This is a genomic window from Streptomyces exfoliatus, assembly GCF_000725545.1.
Classification (GTDB): domain Bacteria; phylum Actinomycetota; class Actinomycetes; order Streptomycetales; family Streptomycetaceae; genus Streptomyces; species Streptomyces exfoliatus.
On sequence record NZ_JNZP01000018.1, the window covers coordinates 295110 to 317789 of the forward strand.

Annotated in this window: 28 protein-coding genes; 14 read left to right on the forward strand and 14 right to left on the reverse strand. The window is 71.6% G+C overall.

Annotation, left to right across the window (positions count from 1 at the left end; genetic code table 11):
* Nucleotides 1–36: 36 nt before the first annotated feature.
* Complete coding sequence (locus IO20_RS0122965; protein WP_030553408.1) at nucleotides 37–786, reverse strand: class I SAM-dependent methyltransferase; 750 nt, start codon at nucleotides 784–786, stop codon at nucleotides 37–39.
* A 93-nt stretch (nucleotides 787–879) separates the two neighbouring features.
* Here IO20_RS0122965 and IO20_RS0122970 point away from each other — a divergent pair, with 93 nt between their 5' ends.
* Nucleotides 880–1509 carry a CGNR zinc finger domain-containing protein gene (locus IO20_RS0122970; RefSeq protein ID WP_030553407.1) on the forward strand — a complete coding sequence of 210 codons (630 nt, stop codon included), beginning with the start codon at nucleotides 880–882 and terminating at the stop codon, nucleotides 1507–1509.
* Here the strand turns inward: IO20_RS0122970 and sodX are convergent.
* Entirely contained in the window at nucleotides 1413–1847 is a 435-nt protein-coding gene (gene sodX / locus IO20_RS38770; protein ID WP_030553406.1) for a nickel-type superoxide dismutase maturation protease, read from the reverse strand. The two genes, IO20_RS0122970 and sodX, sit on opposite strands and share 97 nt — an antisense overlap.
* 173 nt (nucleotides 1848–2020) lie before the next feature.
* On the opposite strand from sodX, the gene sodN reads away from it, so the two are divergent.
* Both sodN and IO20_RS38775 read left to right on the forward strand, forming a co-directional pair.
* Complete coding sequence (sodN, locus tag IO20_RS0122975; RefSeq protein ID WP_015036129.1) at nucleotides 2021–2416, forward strand: superoxide dismutase, Ni; 396 nt, start codon at nucleotides 2021–2023, stop codon at nucleotides 2414–2416.
* Nucleotides 2417–2555: 139 nt separating this feature from the next.
* On the forward strand, nucleotides 2556–2813 hold the full coding sequence (locus IO20_RS38775) for a hypothetical protein (RefSeq protein ID WP_211270407.1): 258 nt from the start codon (nucleotides 2556–2558) through the stop codon (nucleotides 2811–2813).
* Nucleotides 2814–2817: 4 nt separating this feature from the next.
* On the opposite strand, the gene IO20_RS0122985 is transcribed toward IO20_RS38775, so the two are convergent.
* The 3 genes from IO20_RS0122985 to IO20_RS0122995 form a co-directional block, all read right to left on the reverse strand.
* Nucleotides 2818–3636, reverse strand: coding sequence for a class I SAM-dependent methyltransferase (locus tag IO20_RS0122985; protein ID WP_030553404.1), 819 nt, complete (start codon nucleotides 3634–3636; stop codon nucleotides 2818–2820).
* Nucleotides 3637–3770: 134 nt separating this feature from the next.
* Nucleotides 3771–4208, reverse strand: coding sequence for a GNAT family N-acetyltransferase (locus tag IO20_RS0122990; RefSeq protein ID WP_051874640.1), 438 nt, complete (start codon nucleotides 4206–4208; stop codon nucleotides 3771–3773).
* A gap of 92 nt (nucleotides 4209–4300) precedes the next feature.
* Nucleotides 4301–5269 (reverse strand): LysR family transcriptional regulator, encoded by a 969-nt coding sequence (locus IO20_RS0122995; protein WP_030553402.1) that lies wholly within the window; start codon nucleotides 5267–5269, stop codon nucleotides 4301–4303.
* A 186-nt stretch (nucleotides 5270–5455) separates the two neighbouring features.
* Here IO20_RS0122995 and snpA point away from each other — a divergent pair, with 186 nt between their 5' ends.
* A complete protein-coding gene (gene snpA, locus IO20_RS0123000; RefSeq protein ID WP_030553401.1) occupies nucleotides 5456–6100 on the forward strand; it encodes a snapalysin in 645 nt (214 codons plus the stop codon).
* A gap of 108 nt (nucleotides 6101–6208) precedes the next feature.
* Here snpA and IO20_RS0123005 read toward each other — a convergent pair whose 3' ends face one another.
* The 3 genes from IO20_RS0123005 to IO20_RS0123015 all read right to left on the reverse strand — a co-directional run bounded on the left by IO20_RS0123005 (nucleotide 6209) and on the right by IO20_RS0123015 (nucleotide 7571).
* A complete protein-coding gene (locus IO20_RS0123005) occupies nucleotides 6209–6628 on the reverse strand; it encodes a DUF6304 family protein (protein WP_030207306.1) in 420 nt (139 codons plus the stop codon).
* Nucleotides 6629–6670: 42 nt separating this feature from the next.
* A complete protein-coding gene (locus IO20_RS36810) occupies nucleotides 6671–6910 on the reverse strand; it encodes a hypothetical protein (protein ID WP_037636065.1) in 240 nt (79 codons plus the stop codon).
* 79 nt (nucleotides 6911–6989) lie between these two features.
* Nucleotides 6990–7571: a dihydrofolate reductase family protein gene (locus IO20_RS0123015; protein ID WP_030553400.1), complete on the reverse strand. Its 582-nt coding sequence runs from the start codon at nucleotides 7569–7571 to the stop codon at nucleotides 6990–6992.
* A 102-nt stretch (nucleotides 7572–7673) separates the two neighbouring features.
* Between IO20_RS0123015 and IO20_RS0123020 the strand changes: the two genes are divergently transcribed.
* Nucleotides 7674–8249, forward strand: coding sequence for a TetR/AcrR family transcriptional regulator (locus IO20_RS0123020; RefSeq protein ID WP_030553398.1), 576 nt, complete (start codon nucleotides 7674–7676; stop codon nucleotides 8247–8249).
* Between the two features lie 43 nt (nucleotides 8250–8292).
* Here the strand turns inward: IO20_RS0123020 and IO20_RS0123025 are convergent, their stop codons facing one another.
* Both IO20_RS0123025 and IO20_RS0123030 read right to left on the reverse strand, forming a co-directional pair.
* On the reverse strand, nucleotides 8293–9342 hold the full coding sequence (locus IO20_RS0123025; protein WP_030553396.1) for a family 2 encapsulin nanocompartment cargo protein polyprenyl transferase: 1050 nt from the start codon (nucleotides 9340–9342) through the stop codon (nucleotides 8293–8295).
* 109 nt (nucleotides 9343–9451) lie between these two features.
* Nucleotides 9452–10867, reverse strand: coding sequence for a family 2B encapsulin nanocompartment shell protein (locus IO20_RS0123030; protein ID WP_030207318.1), 1416 nt, complete (start codon nucleotides 10865–10867; stop codon nucleotides 9452–9454).
* Between the two features lie 254 nt (nucleotides 10868–11121).
* Here IO20_RS0123030 and IO20_RS0123035 point away from each other — a divergent pair, with 254 nt between their 5' ends.
* Both IO20_RS0123035 and IO20_RS0123040 read left to right on the forward strand, forming a co-directional pair.
* Nucleotides 11122–11712 carry an N-acetylmuramoyl-L-alanine amidase gene (locus IO20_RS0123035; RefSeq protein ID WP_030553394.1) on the forward strand — a complete coding sequence of 197 codons (591 nt, stop codon included), beginning with the start codon at nucleotides 11122–11124 and terminating at the stop codon, nucleotides 11710–11712.
* 58 nt (nucleotides 11713–11770) lie between these two features.
* Nucleotides 11771–12670: a 1-aminocyclopropane-1-carboxylate deaminase/D-cysteine desulfhydrase gene (locus tag IO20_RS0123040; RefSeq protein ID WP_030553392.1), complete on the forward strand. Its 900-nt coding sequence runs from the start codon at nucleotides 11771–11773 to the stop codon at nucleotides 12668–12670.
* Between the two features lie 36 nt (nucleotides 12671–12706).
* On the opposite strand, the gene IO20_RS0123045 is transcribed toward IO20_RS0123040, so the two are convergent.
* Nucleotides 12707–14305, reverse strand: coding sequence for a Na+/H+ antiporter (locus IO20_RS0123045; protein ID WP_030553390.1), 1599 nt, complete (start codon nucleotides 14303–14305; stop codon nucleotides 12707–12709).
* Nucleotides 14306–14344: 39 nt separating this feature from the next.
* On the opposite strand from IO20_RS0123045, the gene IO20_RS0123050 reads away from it, so the two are divergent.
* From IO20_RS0123050 to IO20_RS0123060, 3 genes are all read left to right on the forward strand, one after another.
* Nucleotides 14345–14605, forward strand: coding sequence for a UBP-type zinc finger domain-containing protein (locus IO20_RS0123050; RefSeq protein ID WP_030553388.1), 261 nt, complete (start codon nucleotides 14345–14347; stop codon nucleotides 14603–14605).
* A 424-nt stretch (nucleotides 14606–15029) separates the two neighbouring features.
* Entirely contained in the window at nucleotides 15030–15443 is a 414-nt protein-coding gene (locus IO20_RS0123055; protein WP_019889334.1) for an ATP-binding protein, read from the forward strand.
* Nucleotides 15440–16450, forward strand: a complete 1011-nt coding sequence (locus IO20_RS0123060; RefSeq protein WP_030553386.1) for an RNA polymerase sigma factor SigF — start codon at nucleotides 15440–15442, stop codon at nucleotides 16448–16450. Before IO20_RS0123055 ends, IO20_RS0123060 begins: the two co-directional genes overlap by 4 nt.
* 6 nt (nucleotides 16451–16456) lie before the next feature.
* Here the strand turns inward: IO20_RS0123060 and IO20_RS0123065 are convergent, their stop codons facing one another.
* Nucleotides 16457–16876, reverse strand: coding sequence for a hypothetical protein (locus tag IO20_RS0123065; protein ID WP_030553384.1), 420 nt, complete (start codon nucleotides 16874–16876; stop codon nucleotides 16457–16459).
* 87 nt (nucleotides 16877–16963) lie between these two features.
* Here IO20_RS0123065 and IO20_RS0123070 point away from each other — a divergent pair, with 87 nt between their 5' ends.
* A complete protein-coding gene (locus IO20_RS0123070) occupies nucleotides 16964–17932 on the forward strand; it encodes a diacylglycerol/lipid kinase family protein (protein ID WP_030553382.1) in 969 nt (322 codons plus the stop codon).
* A 318-nt stretch (nucleotides 17933–18250) separates the two neighbouring features.
* Nucleotides 18251–18508 (forward strand): WhiB family transcriptional regulator, encoded by a 258-nt coding sequence (locus IO20_RS0123075; protein WP_003953983.1) that lies wholly within the window; start codon nucleotides 18251–18253, stop codon nucleotides 18506–18508.
* Between the two features lie 148 nt (nucleotides 18509–18656).
* Here IO20_RS0123075 and IO20_RS0123080 read toward each other — a convergent pair whose 3' ends face one another.
* Both IO20_RS0123080 and IO20_RS0123085 read right to left on the reverse strand, forming a co-directional pair.
* Nucleotides 18657–20123, reverse strand: a complete 1467-nt coding sequence (locus tag IO20_RS0123080) for a sensor histidine kinase (RefSeq protein WP_030553379.1) — start codon at nucleotides 20121–20123, stop codon at nucleotides 18657–18659.
* Between the two features lie 379 nt (nucleotides 20124–20502).
* Nucleotides 20503–21132, reverse strand: a complete 630-nt coding sequence (locus tag IO20_RS0123085; protein WP_030553377.1) for a TetR/AcrR family transcriptional regulator — start codon at nucleotides 21130–21132, stop codon at nucleotides 20503–20505.
* A gap of 84 nt (nucleotides 21133–21216) precedes the next feature.
* On the opposite strand from IO20_RS0123085, the gene IO20_RS0123090 reads away from it, so the two are divergent.
* On the forward strand, nucleotides 21217–21978 hold the full coding sequence (locus IO20_RS0123090; protein ID WP_030553375.1) for an SDR family oxidoreductase: 762 nt from the start codon (nucleotides 21217–21219) through the stop codon (nucleotides 21976–21978).
* A gap of 242 nt (nucleotides 21979–22220) precedes the next feature.
* A partial coding sequence (locus IO20_RS0123095; RefSeq protein WP_030553373.1) for a 6-phosphogluconolactonase occupies nucleotides 22221–22680 on the forward strand: 460 nt, incomplete at its 3' end.

Genomic DNA, 22680 nt, shown 5'->3' on the forward strand with positions numbered 1-22680 from the left:
TACGGGTGACCCGTACCGCCCCTTTCCCTGTCCTGGCTACTTCACGGCGAGGAGGAGTGTGTCGGAGGGCGAGGCCCAGACGGCCCTGGCCTCGCCGAAGCCGGCGGCACGGAGGGTGTCGGCGTGCCAGGCCGGGGACGGCATGTCGCCGTCGGCGTGCTCGCCGTAGATCTCGAAGCGGCGGGCGGTGGGTTCGGCGAGGACGGGGTCCTTGGCGGCGAGCGCCCACCAGTCCGCCCAGTCGAGGACCCCGGCGGCCTTCTCCAGGTCCATGCGTGCGTGCCGCTGGGCGCGCTCGGCGGCGTTGATACGGGGAGTGGTCCCGTCGATCATGTGGTCGGCGTTCATGAAGACGCCGCCGTCCCGGACGAGACCGGCGAGCTGACCGTAGAGGGCGGTCAGGGGCTCGCTGTGGAGCCAGTGGAGGGCGGTGGCGGTGAGGACGGCGTCGTACGGGCCGTGGGGCAGCCGCGCGGTCCAGGCGGGGTCCTTGAGGTCGGCGGTCACGAAGGTGACGCGCTCGTCGCCGGCGAAGTACCCCTCGGCGATGGCGAGCAGGGCGGGGTCGAGGTCGACGCCGACGCTTGTCGCCTCGGGGAACCTCTTGAGGACGCGATCCGTGATACTTCCCGTACCGCACGCGAGGTCGAGGATGCGGGGCTTCGGTCCCACCAAGGCCTCGACCATGTCGAGCATCACCCGGAACCGCTCCTCACGGTCCGGCATGTACCACTCCTGCTGACGGTCCCAGCTCTGCTGCCAGCCCGCCCAGTCGGTCCCGGTCATCGCCGATCCTCCCGCTCGCGTAATACCCTGACAGGGGAAACACTCGTTACCCCTTCCGACCAAGACACTAGACCGCCAGAGTAAGGACTACAAGTGGAACTGGCCTATTACTCGGATTACGCCGTGCGTCTGGTCAACACCGAGGAGCCGGTCCGCAACAAGGACGCCCTCACCTCCGTCGAGGTCATCCGCGAACTCTTCGGGCCCGCCACCCAGATGGCCCGCCGGGCCACCGACTCCGACGTGACCCGCTTCCGCGCGGTCCGCGCCCGGCTGCGGGCGGTCTTCACCGCGGCCGACGAGGGCGACCACACGGGTGCGGTGGACCTGCTGAACTCCCTGCTCCTGGAGTTCCCGGTCAGCCCCCAGATCTCCGGCCACGACACCCTCGACGAGGACGGCCGGCCGCGGTGGCACATGCACCTCGCCGACCACCCGTCGAACGCGACCGCGGGTTACGCGGCCATCGCGGCGATGGGCCTCGCCTTCCACCTGACGGAGTTCGGCGCCGACCGGCTCGGCCTGTGCCAGGCCCCGCCCTGCCGCAACGCCTACCTGGACACCTCCACCAACCGCTCCCGCCGCTACTGCTCGGACCGCTGCGCGACCCGCGCCAACGTCGCCGCCTACCGGGCCCGCAAACGCCTGGAGGCCGACCGGCCGGACGACACGGGCCTGACCGCAGAGAACAGCCAGGAGAGCACCACACCGGCCGACCACTGACGCCCCGGCGTCACCGGCCGGTAGCGCGCCCGCACCCGCCCGAGAACCAGCTCGGGCGGTACGGCCCCGAAGACCCGGCTGTCACCCTCGGCGTCGGGGTTGTCCCCCAGCACCCACCAGCCGCCGTCGCGTCGCTCGATCAGCCGCTTCACGATGAGCAGATCCTGCTGGAGCGGATGCCGCAGCACGGCCACACAACCGGCCCGCAGCCGCGCCCCGTAGTGCACCAGCAGCTGATCGCCGTGCAACAGCGTGGGCACCATCGACACCCCCGTCACCTCGGCGATCCCGAACGGAGCCCCGGCCTCCGCCACCCGCTCCGACCCCGATCCCCTCATCCGGCACCTCCCGATCCGCTCCCGGTCCGCTCGCGCGTCCGCTCGTCCACTCGTACACGAGTCCCATGGTGACCCTGGACTTTTGACCTAAGCCCCAGGGGGCGCCCGCGAAATCGCCCTTCTCACCGAGTAATGTCCCACCTGAGAAGACGATCACGAGGAAGGACGGCACAATGCTCTCCCGCCTGTTTGCCCCCAAGGTGAAGGTCAGCGCCCACTGCGACCTCCCGTGCGGCGTGTACGACCCCGCCCAGGCCCGCATCGAGGCCGAGTCGGTCAAGGCTGTCCAGGAGAAGTACCTGGCGAACGAGGACGCGCACTTCCGCGCCCGCGCCACGGTCATCAAGGAGCAGCGCGCGGAGCTCGCCAAGCACCACGTGTCGGTGCTCTGGAGCGACTACTTCAAGGCCCCGCACTTCGAGAAGTACCCCGAGCTCAACCAGCTGGTCAACGACACCCTGAAGGCCCTCTCGGCCGCGAAGGCGTCGACTGACCCGAAGACGGGCGAGAAGGCGCTGGAACTCATCGCCGAGATCGACCGCATCTTCTGGGAGACCAAGAAGGCCTGATCTCCCTCCGGGTGACGTGATCCGCACTCTCGCAGGTCACTCCGCCCACCAGTCCGCACCCGGTCCGCGGGCCGCCGAACACGGCGTCCATGACGGCCCGGGTGCGTTCTGCTTTCGGCGGGGCCACAGGCCGCAGGCCGTGGGGGCGCCGCCGACGAACTCGGCCCGGCACAGGACCTTCCGGCCGACACCACCCACCTGCACCGGCGGTGACCTGATCACGTACGAAGGGTGGGGCGCTCTGGCCCGACCGCAGACGCTCAGGCCGCTGGTCGACAAGACCGAGGCCTACAACGACCGGGCGGCGACCCGACGCGGCGACCGGAAGCCCTTGGCGGACTCGATCGTCACGGAGGCAGGACGTCTGCTCGCCGGGCCCTGGCCGCCGCTCGGCTGATCTCTCACCGGCGGCAGACGAGGACGCCCGCCCGGGAGGTGATCTCGAAGGCGCCGTGGCGGGCGATGTGGTCGGCGACGCGTGTGCGGGCCCGGTCGATGGTCGCGTCGAAGGGGACGTCCTGCTGGTCCGCCCAGGCGCGGTACGAGGCCATGTGGGCGATGACGGGTTCGGGGTCGCGGACCGTGACGGTCGCGGGCAGTTCGACGACCTCCACGCGGCCGAACTCCTCGCCGAGGAGGGCCGGAGCCCCCTCCAGGGTGAAGCGGGAACCGAGCGAGATCCGGGCCGGGCCACGACCGACGCCGAGGACGTCGCCGGCGGCCAGCCGCCACAGCTCGTCGAGCTCGGCCTTGTCGCGGTCGCTGTTGGTGGAGGCCACGACCACCCCGTCCCGGGTCACGACCCGCGCCAGTTCCCTGACCGCCTGGGGGATGTCGGGCACGTGGTAGAGCATGTGGAGTGCGAGAGCGCCGTCGACGCTCCCCGCCGCCAGCGGCAGGCTCGTGGCGTCCGCCACGGCGACCGGCCCGGGGACATGGGCGAGGATGCCGGGAGCGATGTCGAGGCCGAGCAGGGACAGGTCCGGACGGTCCTGGCGGAGCCGCTGGATGAACGTGCCGTTGCCGCAGCCGATGTCGACGACCCGGCCGCGTACATCGCCCAGCCGCTCGGCGACGAGGCCGGGGAGGTCGTACCGGGGCGTCTGCCACCGGTAGAGCGACTGCCGGGCCGCGAGGTCCCGCTCTCCGTTGTACGCGCTCCCCGCCAGGCGGGCCCGGTCGGTGGCGGCGGCGTCGTGGGCGGCGGACAGGTCGGTCATGTCGGCAACTCCGGAGGGTCGGCAGCGGGCGGGGACGCACGGACGGCCTTGTACGGGAGTCGTTCACGCGGACGCACCGCCCGCGCGGACCCACCGTACTGCGGGCACCCCGTCCACGACGGCCCGTCACACGATCAGGGGCCGGTGGCCGGATCCACGGGGAGGGTGTAGCGGCGCTTCGCCTTGGAGGTGGCACCGAGGCGGTCGTAGAAGCGGATCGCGTTCTCGTTCCACGCCGGCGTCTGCCACTGGATCTCGGAGAGGCCCAGGGCGCGGGCCTCGGCCGCGACCTCGGCCATCAGGAGGGGACCCAGGCCGTGGCCGCGGGAGGTTTCCGTGAGGTAGAGGCAGTCCATGTGGAGGTACTCCGTGCCGTCCCAGGTGGAGAGTTCCGGGGCGCAGGTGGCGTAGCCCGCCAGGATGCCGTCGGGAAGGGCCGCGACGAGGCAGCGGAGGCGGGGCTGCCCGGGGCCGAAGAGGAGGCGGCTCAGACGGTCCGCGAGGCCCGGGGCCGGGGGTGACGCCTTCTCGTACGCCGCGTGCTCGGCGATGAGTTCGACGATCCGGGTCATGTCCTCGGGGCGCGCGTGACGTACCACCGCCTGGCCGGCGCCCCTCGGCCCGCCCCCTGCCCTGGTCCGGACTGTGCCGACCTCGCGTTCGTTCATGCCGTCATCATGCACGGCCCCACCGACAGCGCCGCCGCCGTCCCCTGGCGGTGGAGCCACTCCCGGTACGGGGCCGCCCGTAGGGCCACCTCCCGGTACGCCGTGGCGAGTTCCGCGTACAGGGTGTCCAGGGGCGCCCCGGGCCGCGCGTACAGGAGGAGCCGGACCGCCAGGGGGTCGCCGCGCAGGGGGCGGACGGCCATGTCCTCGCGCGGGACCGAGGTGGGCTGGCAGGGCGCCACGGCCTCGCCGAGGACGATGAGCGAGGCGGCCGTGTGGTAGTCGCCGTGCAGCAGGGGCGGGTCGATGCCGGCGGCGGCCAGGACGCGGCGGAGGCCGTCCCATTCGCCGTCCACGGTCGGGTCGACCATCCAGTGGTCATCGGCCAGGTCGGCGAGGTCGACCACGGGCCTGCCGGCCGCCGGGTGGTCGCGGGCCATCGAGACGAACTGCGGTTCCCTGGCGACCAGGACCCGCCGCTCCAGGCCTTCGGGGACCCGTAAGGGGCAGCCCTCCACCTCGTGCACGAAGGCCACGTCGAGCCGGCCCGCTGCGACGGTGCGCAGCAGTGCGTTCGCGGAGACGTCCATCCGGAGGGCGATGTCGGTGCCGGGCAGGCGCTCGCGGAGCCGGCGGAGCCAGCCGGGGAGGGCCCGGCTCGCGGTGGAGCCGACGCGGAGCCCCGGCCCTTCGGTGCGGGCGGCCGCGGCGCGGGTCTCGGTGACGAGTGCGGCCATGTCGGCGACGAGCGGGCGGGCCCGGCTGAGCAGCGAGCGGCCGAGCGGGGTGGGGCGGCAGCCGGTGCGGCCGCGGGAGAAGAGCTCCGCGCCCAGGGAGTTCTCTATGCGCCGCAGCTGGGTGGTCAGCGAGGGCTGGCTCATGCCCAGTTGGCGCGCCGCCTTGTGCAGGCTGCCCGTGTCCGCGATGGCGCAGAGCACGCGCAGGTGTCTGACCTCCAGCTCCATGCCCCGAGGGTAGGGCGGCTCCCCGGGTCGCACCAGATGCCGTGAGCACGTCAATCGCCTTTGATCGCAAGGCAGTTGGGCCAGGTCACCGCGGTGATGTCGTGGGGTTATCGGCGGTTGACATCATCCCCGCGCGCCCCGCCTCCCCCGAGACTCTCTCCAGTCCCCTAGAGGAGGAGCCCCCCCATGCGTCACCCCAAGGTCCTCACCTCCGTCCTGACCGCCACCCTCGGTCTCGGTCTCGCCGTCTCGCTCGGTACGGCGCCTGCGGCGGCCGTGAGCACCGACCGCCAGGTCGACGCCGCTGTGGCGTACGCCGGTTCGGCCGAGGAGGCCAAGGCCAATCAGGCCTTCTTCGAGGCCGTCGTGAAGTCGGTCGCGAAGAAGCGGGCCGCCAACCCCGGCGCGCTGGCCGTCACCGTCGTCTACAGCACCGCCAACGCGCCGACCTTCCGCACCCAGATCGCCCGCTCCACCCAGATATGGAACAGCTCGGTGGTGAACGTCCGGCTCGTCGAGGGCAGCAACCCCGACTTCCGGTACTACGAGGGCAACGACTCCCGTGGCTCGTACGCGAGCACCGACGGTCACGGCAGCGGTTACATCTTCCTCGACTACCGGCAGAACCAGCAGTACAACTCCACCCGGGTGACCGCCCACGAGACCGGGCACGTCCTGGGGCTCCCGGACCACTACAGCGGTCCGTGCAGCGAGCTGATGTCGGGCGGCGGACCCGGTACGTCCTGCCAGAACGCCCAGCCGAACAGCCAGGAGCGTTCCCGCGTCGACCAGCTGTGGCGCTACGGTCTCGCGTCCGCCTTCAAGAGCTGACGAGCGGCCGGAGCCGAGCGGCCCGCCCGGGAAACACGGCGGCGGCGCCCCCTTGGGGGCGCCGCCGTCCTCGTTCCCGGAAGCCGACAGCGGCCGCCGTCCTCGTTCTCAGGCCGTCTGGAGCAGGCGGCGGGCGAAGTCCGCCCCCGGCGGGAGCTGCCGCCGGACCCGCTCCAGAGCCCCGTCGAAGTCACCTCCGGCGACGCACGATTCGAAGGCCGCGCCCCCGTAGTGCAGCGTCAGGCTGAGGTCCGCGCGCTCGCCGAGCGTCAGCAGGCAGCCCAGGGTGGCCGGCTGGGTGGCGCCGTCCACGACGACCGGGAGCGGCAGGTCCCACTCCAGGACGCAGCCGGTGAGGGCCTGCCCGCCCTCGTCGGCCGCGCTGAGCGCGGCGAAGCTCTCGCCCGTGTACTCGATCCCCCTGATCCGGGTGGCGACGTGCCGCCCGTCGGCCGTGATGACGATCGCTTCCGCGCCGCTGCGGTCCCGGTACCAGCCGGTCCAGACTTCTGTCGACTCCGATGACATGCGCGGACTGTAGCGGTATGACCGGCTCCGGCGCGCGTCCGGTCACCCAGAGGCCGGACTTCTCCCGATCTCGTCGTTCTTGCCGGTCACGTGCGTGCTCGGGGCTTCCGCGCTCTCGTAGAGCGGGCACGCGCGGTTGCGGCAGGGCTGCACTTCCCACTCCGGCACCCAGGCCCCGAGGACCTTGTGCCGGGTGGCCAGCGTGGCAAGCGGACGCCCGCAGGCCGGGCACTTGTGCTCGCCCAGGGGGTCCCGCGTCGTGTGATGCGCCTCGTCACCCATACGTCCAGGGTAGGACGCCCCGCACGGGAGCGCTTCCCGCCACGGGCGCCGCCCCGCCCCCCGTCCCACCGGCGTACGACTACCGCTTCCGGGTGTACGTACGGACGAGCACGCCGTTGTCGAAGGTGCGCACCGCGCCGAGCTCGAAGTCGCGGGGCTCGAAGCCGGCGCCGAACATCGGCATGCCGGAGCCATAGACCTGCGGATACGTCTTGATGATCAGCTCGTCGATCTCCTCGATGAGCTCACCCGCGATGGTGGAGCCGCCGCAGAGCCAGACGCCCAGAGGGCTGTCCTCGGCCTTGAGCTCGCGGATGCGGCCGACGAGGTCGTCGGCGATCAGCTCGACGTTCGGGTGGGGCGACTCGGTGAGCGAGCGCGTGGCGACGAACTCGCGCAGGTGGTTGTACGGGCTGGTGATGCCGATGTCCAGAGCCAGCCGGTACGAGGCCACTCCCTGGACGACCGTGTCGAAGTGCCTGTTCTCGCCGTCGACCCCGAGGATCTCCCGGGCGTGCGTCGGGAAGGTCTCGGGGTACTCGGCGGCCATGGTCGCCGCGTACGAGCCCTCCGTGTACTTGAACATGGAGCTGGCATCGCCGTCGGGGTCACCGATGAATCCGTCGATGGTGCAGGCGATGTAGTACGTGAGCTTGCGCAAGCCGGTCCTCTTCCACTGGGTACGTGGCCGCTGCCGCAACCACGACGGCTATAGTGCTTCACTTGTAGTGGTTACGCAAGCCCTCTTCCGAAAGGGATCGACATGGCGAGAAATCCGGAGCGGCGTACGGCACTGCTCGACGCCGCGATCGAGGTCCTGGCGGACGAAGGCGCCCGTGGGCTGACCTTCCGGGCGGTCGACGCCCGGGCGGGGGTCCCCACGGGCACCTCGTCCAACTACTTCCGCGACCGGGACCAGGTGCTCTCGCAGGTCGCCGACCGGATCTTCGTACGCCTCACCCCGGAGCCCGGCGTCATCGACACCGCCCTGCTGCCACCGCCGAGCCGCTCCCTGGTCGTCGAGCTGATGAAGCAGCTCGCCCAGCGGCTCGCGGCCGAACGCACCTGCTACCTCGGCCTCTTCGAGCTGCGGCTGGAGGCCGCACGCCGCCCGGAGCTGCGGACCCAGCTCACCAAGGTGCTCCGCGCCGACCTGGACGAGAACGTCCGGTTGCACCTCGACTCCGGGATGCCTGGGGACGCGGACACGGTCCGGCTGCTCTACTTCGCCCTCACCGGGCTGCTGTTCGACCACTTCACCGTCCCCGGTCTGCACGGCGACCGGGATCTGGACGAGCTGATCGAGACGGTGGTCAACCGCATCGTGCCCGAGCGGTGAGACCCGGGGCCGTCGGCACGGACGCCGGGTGACGGCCTCGGTCTCAGCGCGAGCGCCGCGTGACGAACTCCGCGAGGGCGAGCAGGTCGCCCGCCGCCGCCAGGTCGGGAACCGCCTGTGCCAGGTGCTCGACGGCGCGCCCCATGCGCTCGGCCGCCTGGGCCTGGGCCCAGTCGCGCCCGCCGGCCCGCTCGACCGCGTCCGCCGCCGCCCGTACCGCCGCCGCGTCGAGCGCCGGAAGCGCGTACAACTCGGCCAGCTCCTCGCCCGCGGGGGTGCCCGAGGCGAGCGCCGCCACGACCGGGAGCGACTTCTTGTGGGCGACGAGATCAGCTCCGGCCGGCTTGCCCGTACGGTCGGGGTCACCCCAGATCCCGATGAGGTCGTCGATCAGCTGGAAGGCGAGGCCGGCCTCCCGGCCGAACGCGTCCAGCGCCGCGACCTCCTCCTCCCCCGCGCCCGCGTAGAGCGCGCCGAGGGCGCAGGAACACCCCAGCAGGGCGCCGGTCTTGGCGGTGGCCATGGCCACGCACTCGTCGAGGGAGACGTCCCGGGGGCCGCGCCCCTCGAAGGCGCAGTCCGCCTGCTGCCCGGCGCACAGCTCGATGATGCAGGCCGCCAGGCGCGCGGAGGCCGCCGCCGAGACGGGATGCGGGTCCTCGGCGAGCATCCGCAGGGCGAGCGCGCACATCGCGTCCCCGGCGATCAGCGCGTCCGGGATTCCGAAGACGGTCCAGGCGGTGGGCCGGTGCCTGCGGGTCACGTCCTCGTCGACGATGTCGTCGTGGAGCAGGGTGAAGTTGTGCGCCAGCTCCACCGCCGCCGCGGCCTTCACGGCCCCCGCCTCCTCGGCGCCCAGAGCACGGGCCGCCGCGAGGACGAGGGCGGGCCGGATCGCCTTGCCCGCCTGCTCGGCGGCCGGGCTGCCGTCGGCGTGCTCCCAGCCGAAGTGGTACATCGCGACCCGCCGCATGGAACCGGGCAGGGTCTCGACGGTCGAGCGCAGTTGTGGGTCGACAGCGGTGCGCGTCCGCTCCAGGAGCATCACGGCCCCCTGGCCGTCGGCGACGGCATCCGCGCTGGCTATGGTCACGGTCACTTCCTTCGTATCCTCCGTGGCAGTCGTGTCCGGGCTGCGGCGGCGAGCCGGGAACGCCCGGGGGCGGGAGGGTTCGGTTCCCGCACCCGGGCGCGCCGTCGGCTCAGCGCCAGCGGCTGACCTCGACGTTCTCCAGGACGCCGAGCGCGTCCGGGACGAGGATCGCCGCCGAGTAGTAGGCCGTGACGAGGTACGAGATGATCGCCTGCTCGTCGATGCCCATGAAGCGGACGGAGAGGCTGGGCTCGATCTCGTCGGGGATCCCGGTCTGGTGCAGACCGATGACGCCCTGGTCGGCCTCGCCGGTACGCATGCAGATGATGGACGTGGTGCGGGCGTCCGAGACCGGGATCTTGTTGCACGGGTAGATCGGGACGCCGCGCCAGGTCGGGATGCGGTTGCCGTTGACGTCGATCGTCTCGGGCACGAGGCCGCGCTTGTTGAGCTCGCGGCCGAAGGCGGCGATGGCCCGCGGGTGGGCGAGGAACAGCTTGGAGCCCCGGCGGCGTGAGAGCAGCTCGTCCATGTCGTCGGGGCTGGGAGCGCCGTCGTGGGGCTGGAGCCGCTGCCCGTAGTCGCAGTTGGAGAGGAGGCCGAACTCCTTGTTGTTGACGAGCTCGTACTCCTGGCGCTCGCGGAGCGCCTCGACCGTGAGCCGCAACTGCTGCTCGGTCTGGTTCATCGGCTGGTTGTAGAGGTCGGCGACCCGGCTGTGCACCTTCAGCACGGTCTGGGCGACGCTCAGCTCGTACTCTCGGGGCGAGGCGTCGTAGTCGACGTACGTGTGCGGGACGACGGCCTCGCCGACGTGACCGGCGGAGAGGTCGATCTCGGCCTCGCCGTACTTGTTGGTCCGCTGGTGGGGCAGCGCCGCCACGCTCGCGAGGTGGGCGGCGAGCGAACCGGCCCGCTCCGCGAGGTTGCGCACGTCGTCCCGGGTGAGTTCGAGGACCGTACAGGCGGTGGCGGCGCGGGCGCTCCACTCCCAGGTGGCCTCCGGGTCGACGAGGGCGACGTCGCCGAAGTGGGCGCCGTCGGCGAGGACGCCGAGGACGGCCTCGTCGCCGTACGGTCCCTCACCGACCTGCTCGATCCTGCCGTGTGCGAGGAGGTGGACCCGGTCGGTCGGCTCGCCAGCGACGGCGATCACCTCGCCGGCCGCGTACTCCCGCTGGCGGCAGCGGGACGCCAGCTCGGCCAGGGCCTCCTCGTCCTCGTAGCCGCGCAGGACGGAGAGTTCGCCGAGTTCGGCGGGGATGACCGCGACGCGCTCTCCGGTCTGGACGAAGGTGACCTTGCCGTCACCGACGGAGTAGCTGAGCCTCCGGTTCACCCGGTACGTACCGCCCTGCACCTGGACCCACGGCAGCGCCCGCAGCAGCCACCGTGAGGTGATCTCCTGCATCTGCGGTGCCGACTTGGTGGTCGTGGCGAGGTTCCGCGCGGCGGCGGTGCCGAGACTCTGCTGCGGCGCCTGCTGCTCCGCGCGTACGTCGTCGCCAACCGAACCAACGGACATGGAACTCCCTCTCGTATGACTGACTTGCGACACCAAGCCTTTCAGCACGGAGCGTGTCGACGCCATTACACATTCGAGTGGGACTGTTCGACGATCTTCGGGGCATGTCACGTGATTTCCATCCGAACAGCGGAGCCCCACCCGTCCCGGCGGCCCCTGTCCGGATCGACTCGCACACGGTTCGAGGGGATGGCGGCGGAGTAGCGGACTCCGGTACTCCGGAAGCTCACCCCGTCCCCCGAAGGGAGTCGGTCATGTCCACACCCATGTCGGCGAGCAGGTTCCTCGACGCGCTGCGCGACGAGGGCCTCACGGTGGTCCAGGTCGGCGACTGGTCCACCCACAACCGCAACCACAAGGGCCCCTGGGGCCCGGTGCACGGCGTGATGGTCCACCACACCGTGACCCGCGGCACCGCGAACACCGTCCGGATCTGCCGGGACGGCTACCAGGGCCTGCCGGGGCCGCTCTGTCACGGCGTCATCGCCAAGGACGGCACGGTCCACCTCGTCGGCTACGGGCGCGCGAACCACGCCGGGCTCGGCGACGACGAGGTGCTCCGGGCGGTCATCGCCGAGCGGGGCCTGCCGCCGGACGACGAGGCCACCACGGACGGCAACCGGCACTTCTACGGCTTCGAGTGCGAGAACCTCGGGGACGGCGTGGACCCGTGGCCCAAGGTCCAGCTGGACGCCATCGCGAAGGCGGCGGCCGCGCTGTGCCGCGTGCACGGCTGGACCCACCGCTCGGTCATCGGGCACCGGGAGTGGCAGCCCGGGAAGGTCGACCCGCGCGGCTTCACGATGGCCTCGATGCGGGACCGGGTGGCCGACCTGCTGCGCTGACCGCCGACGGCGCCGGACCGGCCGCGCCACGCGCGCGCGTGGCCGGGACAATGGCCGGGTGAACGCGTTCGACCTCTCCCACCTGCGGCCCCGGCTCCCCTCGCCCCTGGAACCGGTGGAGGACGAGCGCTTCGCCCGGCGCGGGCTCACGCTGCTGCTCAAGCGCGAGGACCTCATCCACCCCGACCTGCCGGGCAACAAGTGGCGCAAGCTCGCCCTCAACCTGGCGGCGGCGGAAGGGCGTCCCGTGCTCACCTTCGGCGGCGCGTACTCCAACCACCTGCGGGCCACGGCGGCCGCCGGGCGGCTGCTCGGCTTCCCCACGGTCGGCGTCGTCCGCGGCGACGAGCTGGCCGGGCGCCCGCTCAACCCCTCCCTCGCGCGGTGCGCGGCGGACGGCATGCGTCTGGAGTTCGTGGACCGGGCCACGTACCGCGCGAAGAACGACCCGGCGGTCCTCGCGGCGCTCCTGGAACGGGCCCCCGCGGGCGCGTACGTGGTCCCTGAGGGCGGCAGCAACACACTCGCCGTCCGGGGGTGCGTGGAGCTGGGCCGCGAGCTCGCCGGTGCGGCGGACACGGTGGCCGTCGCCTGCGGCACGGGTGGCACCCTCGCGGGCCTCGCGGCCGGTCTCTCCCCCGGGCAGCGCGCGCTCGGCGTCCCGGTCCTCAAGGGCGGTTTCCTGGGCGGGGACGTCCACGCCCTCCAGGAGGCGGCGTTCGGCGGGCCGCGGGGCGACTGGACGCTGGACGAGCGTTTTCACCTCGGGGGGTACGCGCGCGTGTCCCCCGTTCTGGAGGCGTTCGCACGCGACTTCGAGGAACGGCACGGACTCGCCATCGAGCGACTGTATGTGGCCAAAATGCTCCTCGGCCTCACGACCCTGGCGGAGGAGGGCGCGTTCCCGGCGGGCACCCGGCTCGTGGCGGTGGTGACGGGCGCTCCCGCCGGACCGTGACGTCCCGGGAGACGACCCGGCGGAGGCCGCGGCCGCTCAGCCGTCCGCCTCCTCGCGGAAGGCGGCGGCCTCCTCCAGGTCGAGCCGGCGGAGCAGGGTCCGCATCATCTCGTCGTCGATCCGGCGGGCGTCGCGCAGTCGCACGAAGACCTCCCGCTCGGCCTCGATCAACTCGCGGGAGAGACGCCGATAGGTGTCGTCGGCGTTCTCCCCCGTGGCCTCGTTGACGGCCCCGAGCCGCTCCCAGACCGCGTTGCGCCGCCGTTCCAGGACCGTGCGCAGCCGGTCGGCGAGGGGCTGCGGCAGCGCGTTGCGGTCGTCGGCGAGGAGGGCGTCGAGGCGTTCCTCGGCGGCCCGTGAGGCCTCGCTCTGTGCCTGCGCCTCGGCCAGGGTCTCGGCGTACCTGTCCCGCCCGGGGAGCTTCAGGAACCGGATGAGGGGCGGCAGGGTGAGGCCCTGGACCACCAGGGTGCCGATGACCGTGGTGAAGGTGAGGAACAGGACGAGGTTGCGGGCGGGGAACTCCTCGCCGTCGGTGACGACGGGGATGGAGAAGGCGATGGCGAGGGAGACCACACCGCGCATGCCGGCCCAGCCGACGACGAGCGGCGCCTTCCAGTCGACTCCGGGCTCCCGTTCCCTGACGCCGGCGGAGAGCCACCGTGGCAGGAAGGTCGCCGGATAGACCCAGACGAACCGGACGACGACCACGGCGACGAACACCCCGACCGCGTACCAGATCGCCTCGCCGACGCCGTACCGCCCGAGGCCCTGGACGACGTACGGCAGCTGAAGACCGATCAGGGCGAAGACGGCGGATTCCAGGATGAAGGCGACCATCTTCCAGACGGCCTCCTCCTGGAGCCTGGTCGCGAAGTCGACCTGCCAGGCCCGGTGCCCGAGGAAGAGGCCGACCACGACGACGGCGAGGACTCCTGAGGCATGGACCTCCTCGGCCGCCGCGTAGGCGACGAAGGGGATCAGGAGGGAGAGCGTGTTCTGGAGGAGGGAGTCGCCGAGGCACCGGCGCAGCCAGTGGATGGGAACCATGAGGACCAGGCCGACGCCGATGCCGCCGAGCGCCGCGAGCGCGAACTCCCCGATGCCGCCGGCCCAGCTCACGCCCTCGCCGACGGCCGCGGCGAGGGCCACCTTGTAGGCGGTGATGGCGGTGGCGTCGTTCACGAGGGACTCGCCCTGGAGGATCGTGGTGATCCGGTGGGGCAGGCCGAGCTTGCGGGCGATGGCGGTGGCGGCGACCGCGTCCGGCGGGGCGACGACCGCGCCGAGCACGAGCGCCGCGGTCAGCGGGAGGTCGGGCACGAGGACGTACGCGAGCCAGCCCACGGCCACGGTGGCGAAGAGGACGTAGCCGACGGAGAGCAGGGCCACGGGCCGGATGTTGGCCCGCAGATCGAGGTACGAGGAGTCGACCGCCGCCGTGTAGAGGAGCGGCGGCAGGATCAGCGGCAGCACGATGTGCGGGTCGAGGGTGTAGTCGGGCACCCCGGGGACGTACGAGGCGACGAGGCCCACGGCGACCAGGAGCAGCGGAGCGGGCACCGGGGTCCTGCGGGCGAGTCCCGCGATGGCGGCGCTCGCCGCCACCAGTGCCACCAGCTGCAGTGCGTTCATGCCCGTCCCTGTCCTGATCCGCAACGTAACCTGGCCATCATGAGTGAGTGCCCGCACGTTGCCGAAATGCCGCGCCCCGAACCGGCGCCGGCGGCCGACACCTGCCCCGAGTGCCTGGCGGACGGCACGCACCCCGTCCAGCTGCGCCTGTGCCTGACGTGTGGCCACGTCGGCTGCTGCGACTCCTCGGCGGGGCGGCACGCGACGGGGCACTTCACCTCGACCGGGCACCCGGTGATGCGGACGTTCGAGCCGGGCGAGGCCTGGCGCTGGTGCTTCGTGGACGGCTCGATCGTCTGAGCTCCGGAGGCTGGGCCGGAGGCTGGGCCGGAGGCTGGGCCGGGGGCTGGGCCGGGGGCTGGGCCAGGGGCGACCGAAAAGCCCCCCTTCACCCCCTTTGCGGGACCGGTTCGATCCTCCGACCGTACGACCGTCCGGCGATTCGGCCGTCCGGTGATTCGCCCGCTCTCCGGTTGGGTACGTCACCCCTCCGCCGGTCGCGCGCTTCCGGCCCCCGCAGACCCCTGACCACCGTCCGCGTCCATGGCCCTACCATGGGTGATGATCAGTGGCCGGGGGGTCGACAGGGGCGGGGAACTCGCGGCGACACGGCGGGACGGATCGCGATAGCGTCACGGCGGACCGCGCAGCCCCCTGCGCACCGCCCGGTTCGGGGTCTCTCCCCCCGAACCCCGAATGAGCTTGTGCCACCTTGGAGGTGAGGGTGTCCCAGATCGCAGGCGAGCCCGGGACCCAGGACTTCGTGGAAGTCCGGCTGCCCGCTGCGGGTGCCTATCTGTCCGTGCTGCGTACGGCCACGGCCGGCCTCGCGGCGCGCTTGGACTTCACCCTCGACGAGATCGAGGACTTGCGGATCGCGGTCGACGAGGCCTGCGCCATCCTGCTCCAGCAGGCCGTGCCCGGATCCGTCCTCAGCTGCGTGTTCCGGCTGGTCGACGACTCCCTCGACGTGACCGTCTCCGCCCCGACGACCGACGGCCGGGCGCCCGAGCGGGACACCTTCGCCTGGACGGTGCTGTCGGCACTGGCCGGGAAGGTGGAATCGTCGGTGGCCGACGACCGTACGGTCTCGATCAGCCTGTACAAACAGCGCGGCGCGGGGCCAGGCCCGGCGTGAGGAGCGGGGACGCGACGGCCGGCATCCCTGAGCAGCAGGCGCGGCCGCACGAGGTCGAGGTCGCTACGGAGCAGGCGGACCAGATGAGCGAGCACGAGCAGCACCACGATGTTCCGGGGACACCAGGGGTCTCCGAGGCGGCGCAGGAGCCCGAGCCCGAGGCGGAGGCCTCAGCGGTCAAGGCCGAGGACGGTGACCGCGACGGCGAAGGAGCCGACGAGGCTCCGGACGTCGCCCCCACCGTTCCGGATCCGCACGACCGGAGCGCCGCCCGCGCTCTCTTCGTCACGCTGCGCGAGCTGCCCGAGGGCTCCCCGGAAAAGGCGGAGCTGCGCAACCGGCTGGTGCGGATGCACCTGCCGCTGGTGGAGCACCTGGCCCGGCGCTTCCGCAATCGCGGCGAGCCGCTGGACGACCTGACCCAGGTGGCGACGATCGGCCTGATCAAGTCGGTGGACCGGTTCGACCCGGAGCGCGGTGTCGAGTTCTCGACGTACGCGACCCCGACGGTGGTCGGCGAGATCAAGCGCCACTTCCGTGACAAGGGGTGGGCGGTACGGGTTCCGCGCCGGCTCCAGGAGCTGCGGCTCTCGCTGACCACGGCGACGGCGGAGCTGTCCCAGCAGCACGGCCGTTCACCGACGGTGCACGAGCTGGCCGAGCGGCTCGGGATCTCGGAGGAGGAGGTCCTGGAGGGTCTGGAGTCGGCGAACGCCTACTCGACGCTCTCCCTCGACGTCCCGGACACGGACGACGAGTCTCCCGCGGTGGCGGACACGCTGGGCGCGGAGGACGAGGCCCTGGAGGGGGTCGAGTACCGCGAGTCGCTCAAACCGCTCCTGGAGGACCTGCCGCCCCGGGAGAAGCGGATTCTGCTGCTTCGCTTCTTCGGGAACATGACCCAGTCGCAGATCGCGCAGGAGGTGGGCATCTCGCAGATGCACGTCTCCCGACTGCTCGCCCGGACGCTCGCGCAGCTGCGGGAGAAGCTCCTGGTGGAGGAGTAGGACCGGTTACGCGGTGTCCTGACCGGGGCGCCGGATGCCGAGCGCCTCGGTCGTGGCCGGGTTCACCAGCAGGACGAGCCCGGTGACGGCCAGGACGCCGAGGACGACACCGGCCGGGATCATCACGCTGTTCGCCTGGAGCATCTGCCAGGCGACCGGCAGGGCCAGGATCTGGGTGATCACCGCCGGGCCGCGGCTCCAGGAGCGGCGCAGCCACAGGCCCCGGGCGGCGGCGAGCGGAATCAGACCGAGTGCGACGAGCGTCACGGCGCCGGTCACGGCACCGGTGAGATCGCCGGACTTTCCGGTCAGGGCGTCCACCAGCATGTAGACGCCCCCGGCGACGAGCCCGAGGGCCTCGATACCGGCCACGGCCGCGGCGGCGGCGAGGCGGGCGGGGCGGGGGGTCTGCTCCGTACTGCTCATACAAGGCAGGGTATCGGGGGCTCGGCCAGGCCCGCCGAGGCGCCCTGGGCTGGGCTCCGGTACCGCCGGGTAGGTACGCTGGCGCCCATGCGCGCACTTCTCGTGGTCAATCCGGCAGCCACCACCACCAGTGCCCGCACCCGCGACGTGCTCATCCACGCGCTCGCGAGCGAGATGAAGCTCGAAGCGGTCACCACCGAGTACCGCGGGCACGCCCGGGACCTGGGCCGGCGCGCCGCCGATGCCGGCAACATCGACCTCGTCGTGGCCCTCGGCGGCGACGGCACGGTGAACGAGGTCGTCAACGGACTGCTGCACGACGGGCCCGACCCCGACCGGCTGCCCAGCCTCGCGATGGTCCCCGGCGGGTCGACGAACGTGTTCGCCCGCGCCCTCGGGCTGCCGAACGACGCGGTGGAGGCGACCGGCGCCCTGCTCGACGCACTGCGTGAGCGCCGGACACGCACGGTGAGCCTCGGGCTGGCCTCGGGAGCGCCGGGCACGGAGGACGAATCGGTGCCGTCGCGCTGGTTCACCTTCTGCGCCGGGCTCGGTTTCGACGCCAGCGTCATCGGCCGGGTCGAACAGCAGAGGGAACGCGGGAAGAGGTCCACGCACGCCCTCTATCTGCGCCAGGTGTTCCGCCAGTTCCTGGAGGAACCGAACCGCCGGCACGGCACGATCACCCTGGAGCGCCCCGGCGCCGAGCCGGTCGAGGACCTCGTCCTCTCCATAATCTGCAACACCTCCCCCTGGACCTACCTGGGCAATCGTCCGGTGTACGCGTCCCCGGAGGCTTCCTTCGAGACCGCGCTCGACGTGCTCGGACTGCGTCGTCTCTCCACTCCGGCGGTGGCCCGTTACGCCACTCAGCTGCTCACCTCGACCCCCGAGCGGGGCCCGCGCGGCAAGCATGCGACGACTCTGCACGACCTGACCGACTTCACCTTGCATTCGAAGGTTCCCCTCCCCCTGCAGATGGACGGAGACCACCTTGGACTGCGTACGAGCGTCGCGTTCACAGGCGTACGCCGTGCACTGCGTGTGATTGTGTGAGTGGAAGGGCCCAAAGTCCTTTCACTCGAACGTTTAGGCGCGCATCCACCCCTACGAAGTACGGCTGTGACCTAGCCGACACCGAGGAATCAAAAAAAACTTTCCGGAAGGGGTTGTATCCGTTGCTGGGGTTTGGGAGTCTCTTCTTGGCGATCGGGACGGCCCGCAACACCGGCCTCCACTGAGAGCCAGAACCCCTCCTCAGTAACAAGGACCACACCAGTTCACCTGGCAGTCGGCCCTTCCCTTGCGGGGGGATTCGTGAAAGCGTTCACATTCACAAGCAACTCGCACGAAACACTGAGAGAGGTAGCAGCCATGGACTGGCGTCACAACGCCGTTTGTCGTGAGGAAGACCCCGAGCTGTTCTTCCCCATCGGCAACACCGGTCCTGCGCTGCTGCAGATCGAGGAAGCCAAGGCCGTCTGCCGCCGCTGCCCCGTCATGGAGCAGTGCCTGCAGTGGGCGCTCGAGTCCGGCCAGGACTCCGGCGTCTGGGGTGGCCTCAGCGAGGACGAGCGCCGCGCGATGAAGCGCCGCGCCGCTCGCAACCGGGCGCGTAACGCCAGCGCCTGACGCCCACCGACAGCCTGAGGCCGACGGCGCATACATCGCGTATGCAATCACCGCCCTTGAGCCGCAGCGCGCAGCAGTAACCCACAGCATTCGAGCCCCGGACCGATTCCCTTCGGTCCGGGGCTCGCTGCTGTTCTTCCGTCGTGTCCTACTTCTGCGGCTGCACGGGGATGTCGAGAACCACCTTCGTACCGCGCTCGGCGCCGGGAAGCATGTCGAAGGAACCGCCCAACTCCCCCTCCACCAGGGTCCGTACGATCTGGAGCCCGAGGTTGCCGGCCCGCTGCGGGTCGAAGCCCTCGGGCAGACCACGACCGTCGTCCTGGACCGTGATCAGGAGCCGGGCATCCGCCCTCGGCTCGCCGCGTACGGCGGTGACCTCGACGGCGCCCTCGTCGCCCGGGGCGAACGCGTGCTCCAGCGCGTTCTGCAGGACTTCGGTGAGGACCATGGAGAGCGGGGTCGCGACCTGGGCGTCGAGAATGCCGAAACGGCCGTTGCGCCGGCAGGTGACCTTGCCCGGGGAGATCTCGGCGACCATCGCGATCACCCGGTCGGCGATCTCGTCGAACTCCACCCGCTCGTCCAGGTTCTGGGACAGCGTCTCATGGACGATGGCGATCGAACCGACGCGCCGGACGGCCTCGTTGAGCGCCTCGCGACCCTGGTCGGAATCCATCCGGCGGGCCTGGAGGCGCAACAGGGCGGCCACCGTCTGGAGGTTGTTCTTCACCCGGTGGTGGATCTCCCGGATGGTGGCGTCCTTGGTGATCAACTCGCGCTCGCGGCGACGCAGTTCGGTGACGTCCCTGAGCAGGACCAGCGAACCGATGCGGGTGCCCTTGGGCTTGAGCGGGATGGCCCGCAGCTGGATCACCCCGCTGTTGCCCTCGACCTCGAACTCGCGCGGCGCGTAGCCGGAGGCCAGCGTGACCAGGGCCTCGTCCACCGGGCCGCGGGAGGGGGCCAGTTCGGCGGTGATCTGGCCGAGGTGCTGGCCCACGAGGTCGGCGGCGAGGCCGAGCCGGTGGTACGCGGAGAGGGCGTTGGGCGAGGCGTACTGGACGACACCCTCGGCGTCCAGGCGGACGAGGCCGTCGCCGGCCCGGGGCGAGGAGTCCATGTCGACCTGCTCGCCGGGGAAGGGGAACGTTCCGGCGGCGATCATCTGGGCCAGGTCCGACGCCGACTGGAGGTAGGTGAGCTCCAGTCGGGAGGGGGTGCGGACGGTGAGCAGGTTGGTGTTGCGCGCGATGACGCCGAGGACCCGGCCCTCGCGGCGCACGGGGATGGACTCGACCCGTACCGGGACCTCCTCGCGCCACTCCGGGTCGCCCTCGCGGACGATCCTGCCCTCGTCGAGCGCGGCGTCGAGCAGCGGGCGGCGCCCGCGCGGCACGAGGTGGCCGACCATGTCGTCCTGGTAGGAGGTGGGGCCGGTGTTGGGCCGCATCTGGGCGACGGACACGTACCGCGTGCCGTCGAGGGTCGGGACCCAGAGGACGAGGTCGGCGAAGGAGAGGTCGGAGAGCAGCTGCCACTCCGACACCAGCAGGTGGAGCCACTCGAGGTCCGAGTCGCTCAGGGCGGTGTGCTGGCGCACGAGGTCGTTCATGGAGGGCACGGTGCGAGCGTACCCGCGGAATAAAGGGGCGGTGAACCTGGATCTATCCGGCTCCGTGCTGGAGGATGGGCCAGGAAGCACCGCGTTCCTGTGGATGGACAGACAAGAATGGTCTAGTCCACAATGACGCAATAGACCTCCATCCTCCCCGCACAGGAGGATGGACCGAGGTACCCGACGCTCTCTGCCCTGACTGCGTCGAGACCTCCCACAACGGCCGAGGGACCGCACACCCCCGGCCGGAGAAACTCCGGGCTGCGGTGCCGGGCGGGCTGAGGGTCCCGTCAGGCGCCGCGGCCCGCGGGTGTTTCCGGGGCCTTTTCGGGTAGTTCCGGGGCCTTTGCGGATGGCACTGGTGCCTTGCGGGTGCTTACCGGGCCTCTTCCCGCGGTGCCGTCGGCGCGGCGGCCGACGGCCAGGCCCGCATCGCCGTCTCGGCCACGACCGTGAGCTCCTCCGCCGTCGCGCCGTCCCTGGCCTGCTGCGACAGGCCCTGGAGGACGGCGCCGCTGAAGCGGGCGAGCGCCCGGGCGTCCACGTCGGGGGGCAGGTCGCCCGATTCGACGTCCCGGCGGATCCTGGCCTCGAAGGTCGCCAGGTTCTCGTTCCGACGCGTCCTGAGGGCCTCCTCGACCTCGGGGGTCGAGCAGTTGGTCGCCGCCGAGATCATCAGGCAGCCGCGGGGGTGGCCCGGTTCCGTGAAGAGCGTGGCGGCCTCGCGCAGCAGGCGCCCGATGGCCTCGCGCGCACTCCTCTCCTCCGCGAGGGCCCGGCCGCCGTAGGCGCCGTAGGACACGGCGTAGGTCTCGACGACCTCCTCGAACAGGGTCTTCTTGTCGCCGAAGGCGGCGTAGAGGCTGGGTGCGCTGATGCCCATGGCGCGCGTGAGGTCGGAGACGGAGGTCGTCTCGTAGCCGTGCTCCCAGAAGGTCATCGTGGCCTGTTCGAGGGCCGTGAGCCGGTCGAAGGAGCGGGGGCGGCCGCGCTGTCTCGTCACCATGGAGTGAATTCTATAGCGCTCGATACGAAAGGTGGGGTACGGTCTTTTCGTAACGACCACTACACAAGTGAGGGGGGCGTCGTCATGGGCGTGCTCGCGGGGAAGACGGCACTGGTCACGGGCGGAAGCCGGGGCATCGGGCGGGGGATCGCCGAGCGGCTGGGCCGCGAAGGGGCGCGGGTCGCGGTGCACTACGGGAGCAACGAGACGGCGGCCAAGGAGACGGTCGCGGCGATCGAGGAGGCCGGCGGGGAGGCCTTCGCGCTCGGCCAGGAGCTGGGGGTGCCGGGGGACGCGGCGGCCCTGTGGGAGTCGTTCGACGCGGCCGTCGGCGGCGAGGGCGGCCTGGACATCCTGGTGAACAACGCGGGGATCGCGGCATCGAAGCCGTTCGCGACGCTCGACGAGGAGGAGTACGACCGGGTCTTCGCCGTCAACGCCCGGGCGCCGTTCTTCCTCGCCCAGCTGGGGGCGGGGCGACTGCGGGACGGCGGCCGGATCATCAACATCTCGACCGGCCTGACCAAGACGGCGCTCATGCCGGACCTGATCGCGTACTCGATGTCGAAAGCCGCGCTCGACGTATTCACCCGCGACCTGTCCAAGGTCCTCGGCCCCCGGCGGATCACGGTCAACGCGGTGGCGCCGGGAATCATCGACACGGACATCAACGCGGACTGGCTGCGGGCCGACGAGCAGGCCTGGGCCGGGGCGGCGGCGATGTCGGCGCTCGGCGGGGTCGGCACCCCGGCGGAGATAGCGGACGTGGTGGCCTTCCTCGCCTCCGAGGACGCGCGCTGGGTGACGGGCCACTGGATCGACGCCACGGGCGGCTCGCTCGCCTGAACGGCAAGAGGGCGGGAGGCGCCTCAGGGAGGGGTTGCGAGGAGGGGTCGAGAGGGGCTCGACCGGCGGGGCGGGAGGGCTCCGAGTGGCTGGTGGGGCGGGGGCGGCCGACGATGGAGGCGGTGGCCGTCCGTGGGGTGGAACGGCATGAGGAGAGGGCCTCTCCTCTGCTAGATTTGGCCTTAGATTGGTCTATACCACACGGCCCCTCACCAGCCCCTCACCAGATCGGCAGGCACAGCGTGGAAGTTGTCATCGTCAAGGACGCCAAGGCGGGCGGCGAACTCATCGCGGACGGCATCGCCGACCTCCTGCGCCGCAAGCCCGACGCGCTGCTCGGCGTGGCCACCGGATCGACTCCGATCCCGATCTACGACGCCCTGATCGCCCAGGTCCAGGCCGGCGGCGTGGACGCCTCCCGGGCCCGGATCGCCCAGCTCGACGAGTACGTCGGACTGCCGGCCGGGCACCCGGAGTCGTACCGCTCGACCGTGCTCCGCCAGGTCGTCGAGCCGCTGGGGCTCTCCCCCGAGGCGTTCATGGGCCCGGACGGCTCCGCCGAGGACGTCCTGGCCGCCTGCGAGGCGTACGACAGGGCGCTGACCGAGGCCGGTGGCGTGGACCTGCAGATCCTCGGCATCGGCACCGACGGGCACATCGGCTTCAACGAGCCGTGCTCCTCGCTCGCCTCCCGCACCCGGA

What these genes read in the sequence shown, in the direction of transcription:
- IO20_RS0123065 (WP_030553384.1), bottom strand. Translation starts at nt 16,876, where the DNA reads ATGAGCAGTACGGAGCAGACCCCCCGCCCCGCCCGCCTCGCCGCCGCC.
- IO20_RS0123020 (WP_030553398.1), top strand. Translation starts at nt 7,674, where the DNA reads ATGGCGAGAAATCCGGAGCGGCGTACGGCACTGCTCGACGCCGCGATC.
- IO20_RS0122990 (WP_051874640.1), bottom strand. Translation starts at nt 4,208, where the DNA reads ATGACCCGGATCGTCGAACTCATCGCCGAGCACGCGGCGTACGAGAAG.
- snpA (WP_030553401.1), top strand. Translation starts at nt 5,456, where the DNA reads ATGCGTCACCCCAAGGTCCTCACCTCCGTCCTGACCGCCACCCTCGGT.
- IO20_RS0123005 (WP_030207306.1), bottom strand. Translation starts at nt 6,628, where the DNA reads ATGTCATCGGAGTCGACAGAAGTCTGGACCGGCTGGTACCGGGACCGC.
- IO20_RS0122995 (WP_030553402.1), bottom strand. Translation starts at nt 5,269, where the DNA reads ATGGAGCTGGAGGTCAGACACCTGCGCGTGCTCTGCGCCATCGCGGAC.
- IO20_RS0122985 (WP_030553404.1), bottom strand. Translation starts at nt 3,636, where the DNA reads ATGACCGACCTGTCCGCCGCCCACGACGCCGCCGCCACCGACCGGGCC.
- IO20_RS0122965 (WP_030553408.1), bottom strand. Translation starts at nt 786, where the DNA reads ATGACCGGGACCGACTGGGCGGGCTGGCAGCAGAGCTGGGACCGTCAG.
- IO20_RS0123050 (WP_030553388.1), top strand. Translation starts at nt 14,345, where the DNA reads ATGAGTGAGTGCCCGCACGTTGCCGAAATGCCGCGCCCCGAACCGGCG.
- IO20_RS0123090 (WP_030553375.1), top strand. Translation starts at nt 21,217, where the DNA reads ATGGGCGTGCTCGCGGGGAAGACGGCACTGGTCACGGGCGGAAGCCGG.
- sodN (WP_015036129.1), top strand. Translation starts at nt 2,021, where the DNA reads ATGCTCTCCCGCCTGTTTGCCCCCAAGGTGAAGGTCAGCGCCCACTGC.
- IO20_RS36810 (WP_037636065.1), bottom strand. Translation starts at nt 6,910, where the DNA reads ATGGGTGACGAGGCGCATCACACGACGCGGGACCCCCTGGGCGAGCAC.
- IO20_RS0123075 (WP_003953983.1), top strand. Translation starts at nt 18,251, where the DNA reads ATGGACTGGCGTCACAACGCCGTTTGTCGTGAGGAAGACCCCGAGCTG.
- IO20_RS0123035 (WP_030553394.1), top strand. Translation starts at nt 11,122, where the DNA reads ATGTCCACACCCATGTCGGCGAGCAGGTTCCTCGACGCGCTGCGCGAC.
- IO20_RS0123030 (WP_030207318.1), bottom strand. Translation starts at nt 10,867, where the DNA reads ATGTCCGTTGGTTCGGTTGGCGACGACGTACGCGCGGAGCAGCAGGCG.
- sodX (WP_030553406.1), bottom strand. Translation starts at nt 1,847, where the DNA reads ATGAGGGGATCGGGGTCGGAGCGGGTGGCGGAGGCCGGGGCTCCGTTC.
- IO20_RS0123070 (WP_030553382.1), top strand. Translation starts at nt 16,964, where the DNA reads ATGCGCGCACTTCTCGTGGTCAATCCGGCAGCCACCACCACCAGTGCC.
- IO20_RS0123085 (WP_030553377.1), bottom strand. Translation starts at nt 21,132, where the DNA reads ATGGTGACGAGACAGCGCGGCCGCCCCCGCTCCTTCGACCGGCTCACG.
- IO20_RS0123080 (WP_030553379.1), bottom strand. Translation starts at nt 20,123, where the DNA reads ATGAACGACCTCGTGCGCCAGCACACCGCCCTGAGCGACTCGGACCTC.
- IO20_RS0123045 (WP_030553390.1), bottom strand. Translation starts at nt 14,305, where the DNA reads ATGAACGCACTGCAGCTGGTGGCACTGGTGGCGGCGAGCGCCGCCATC.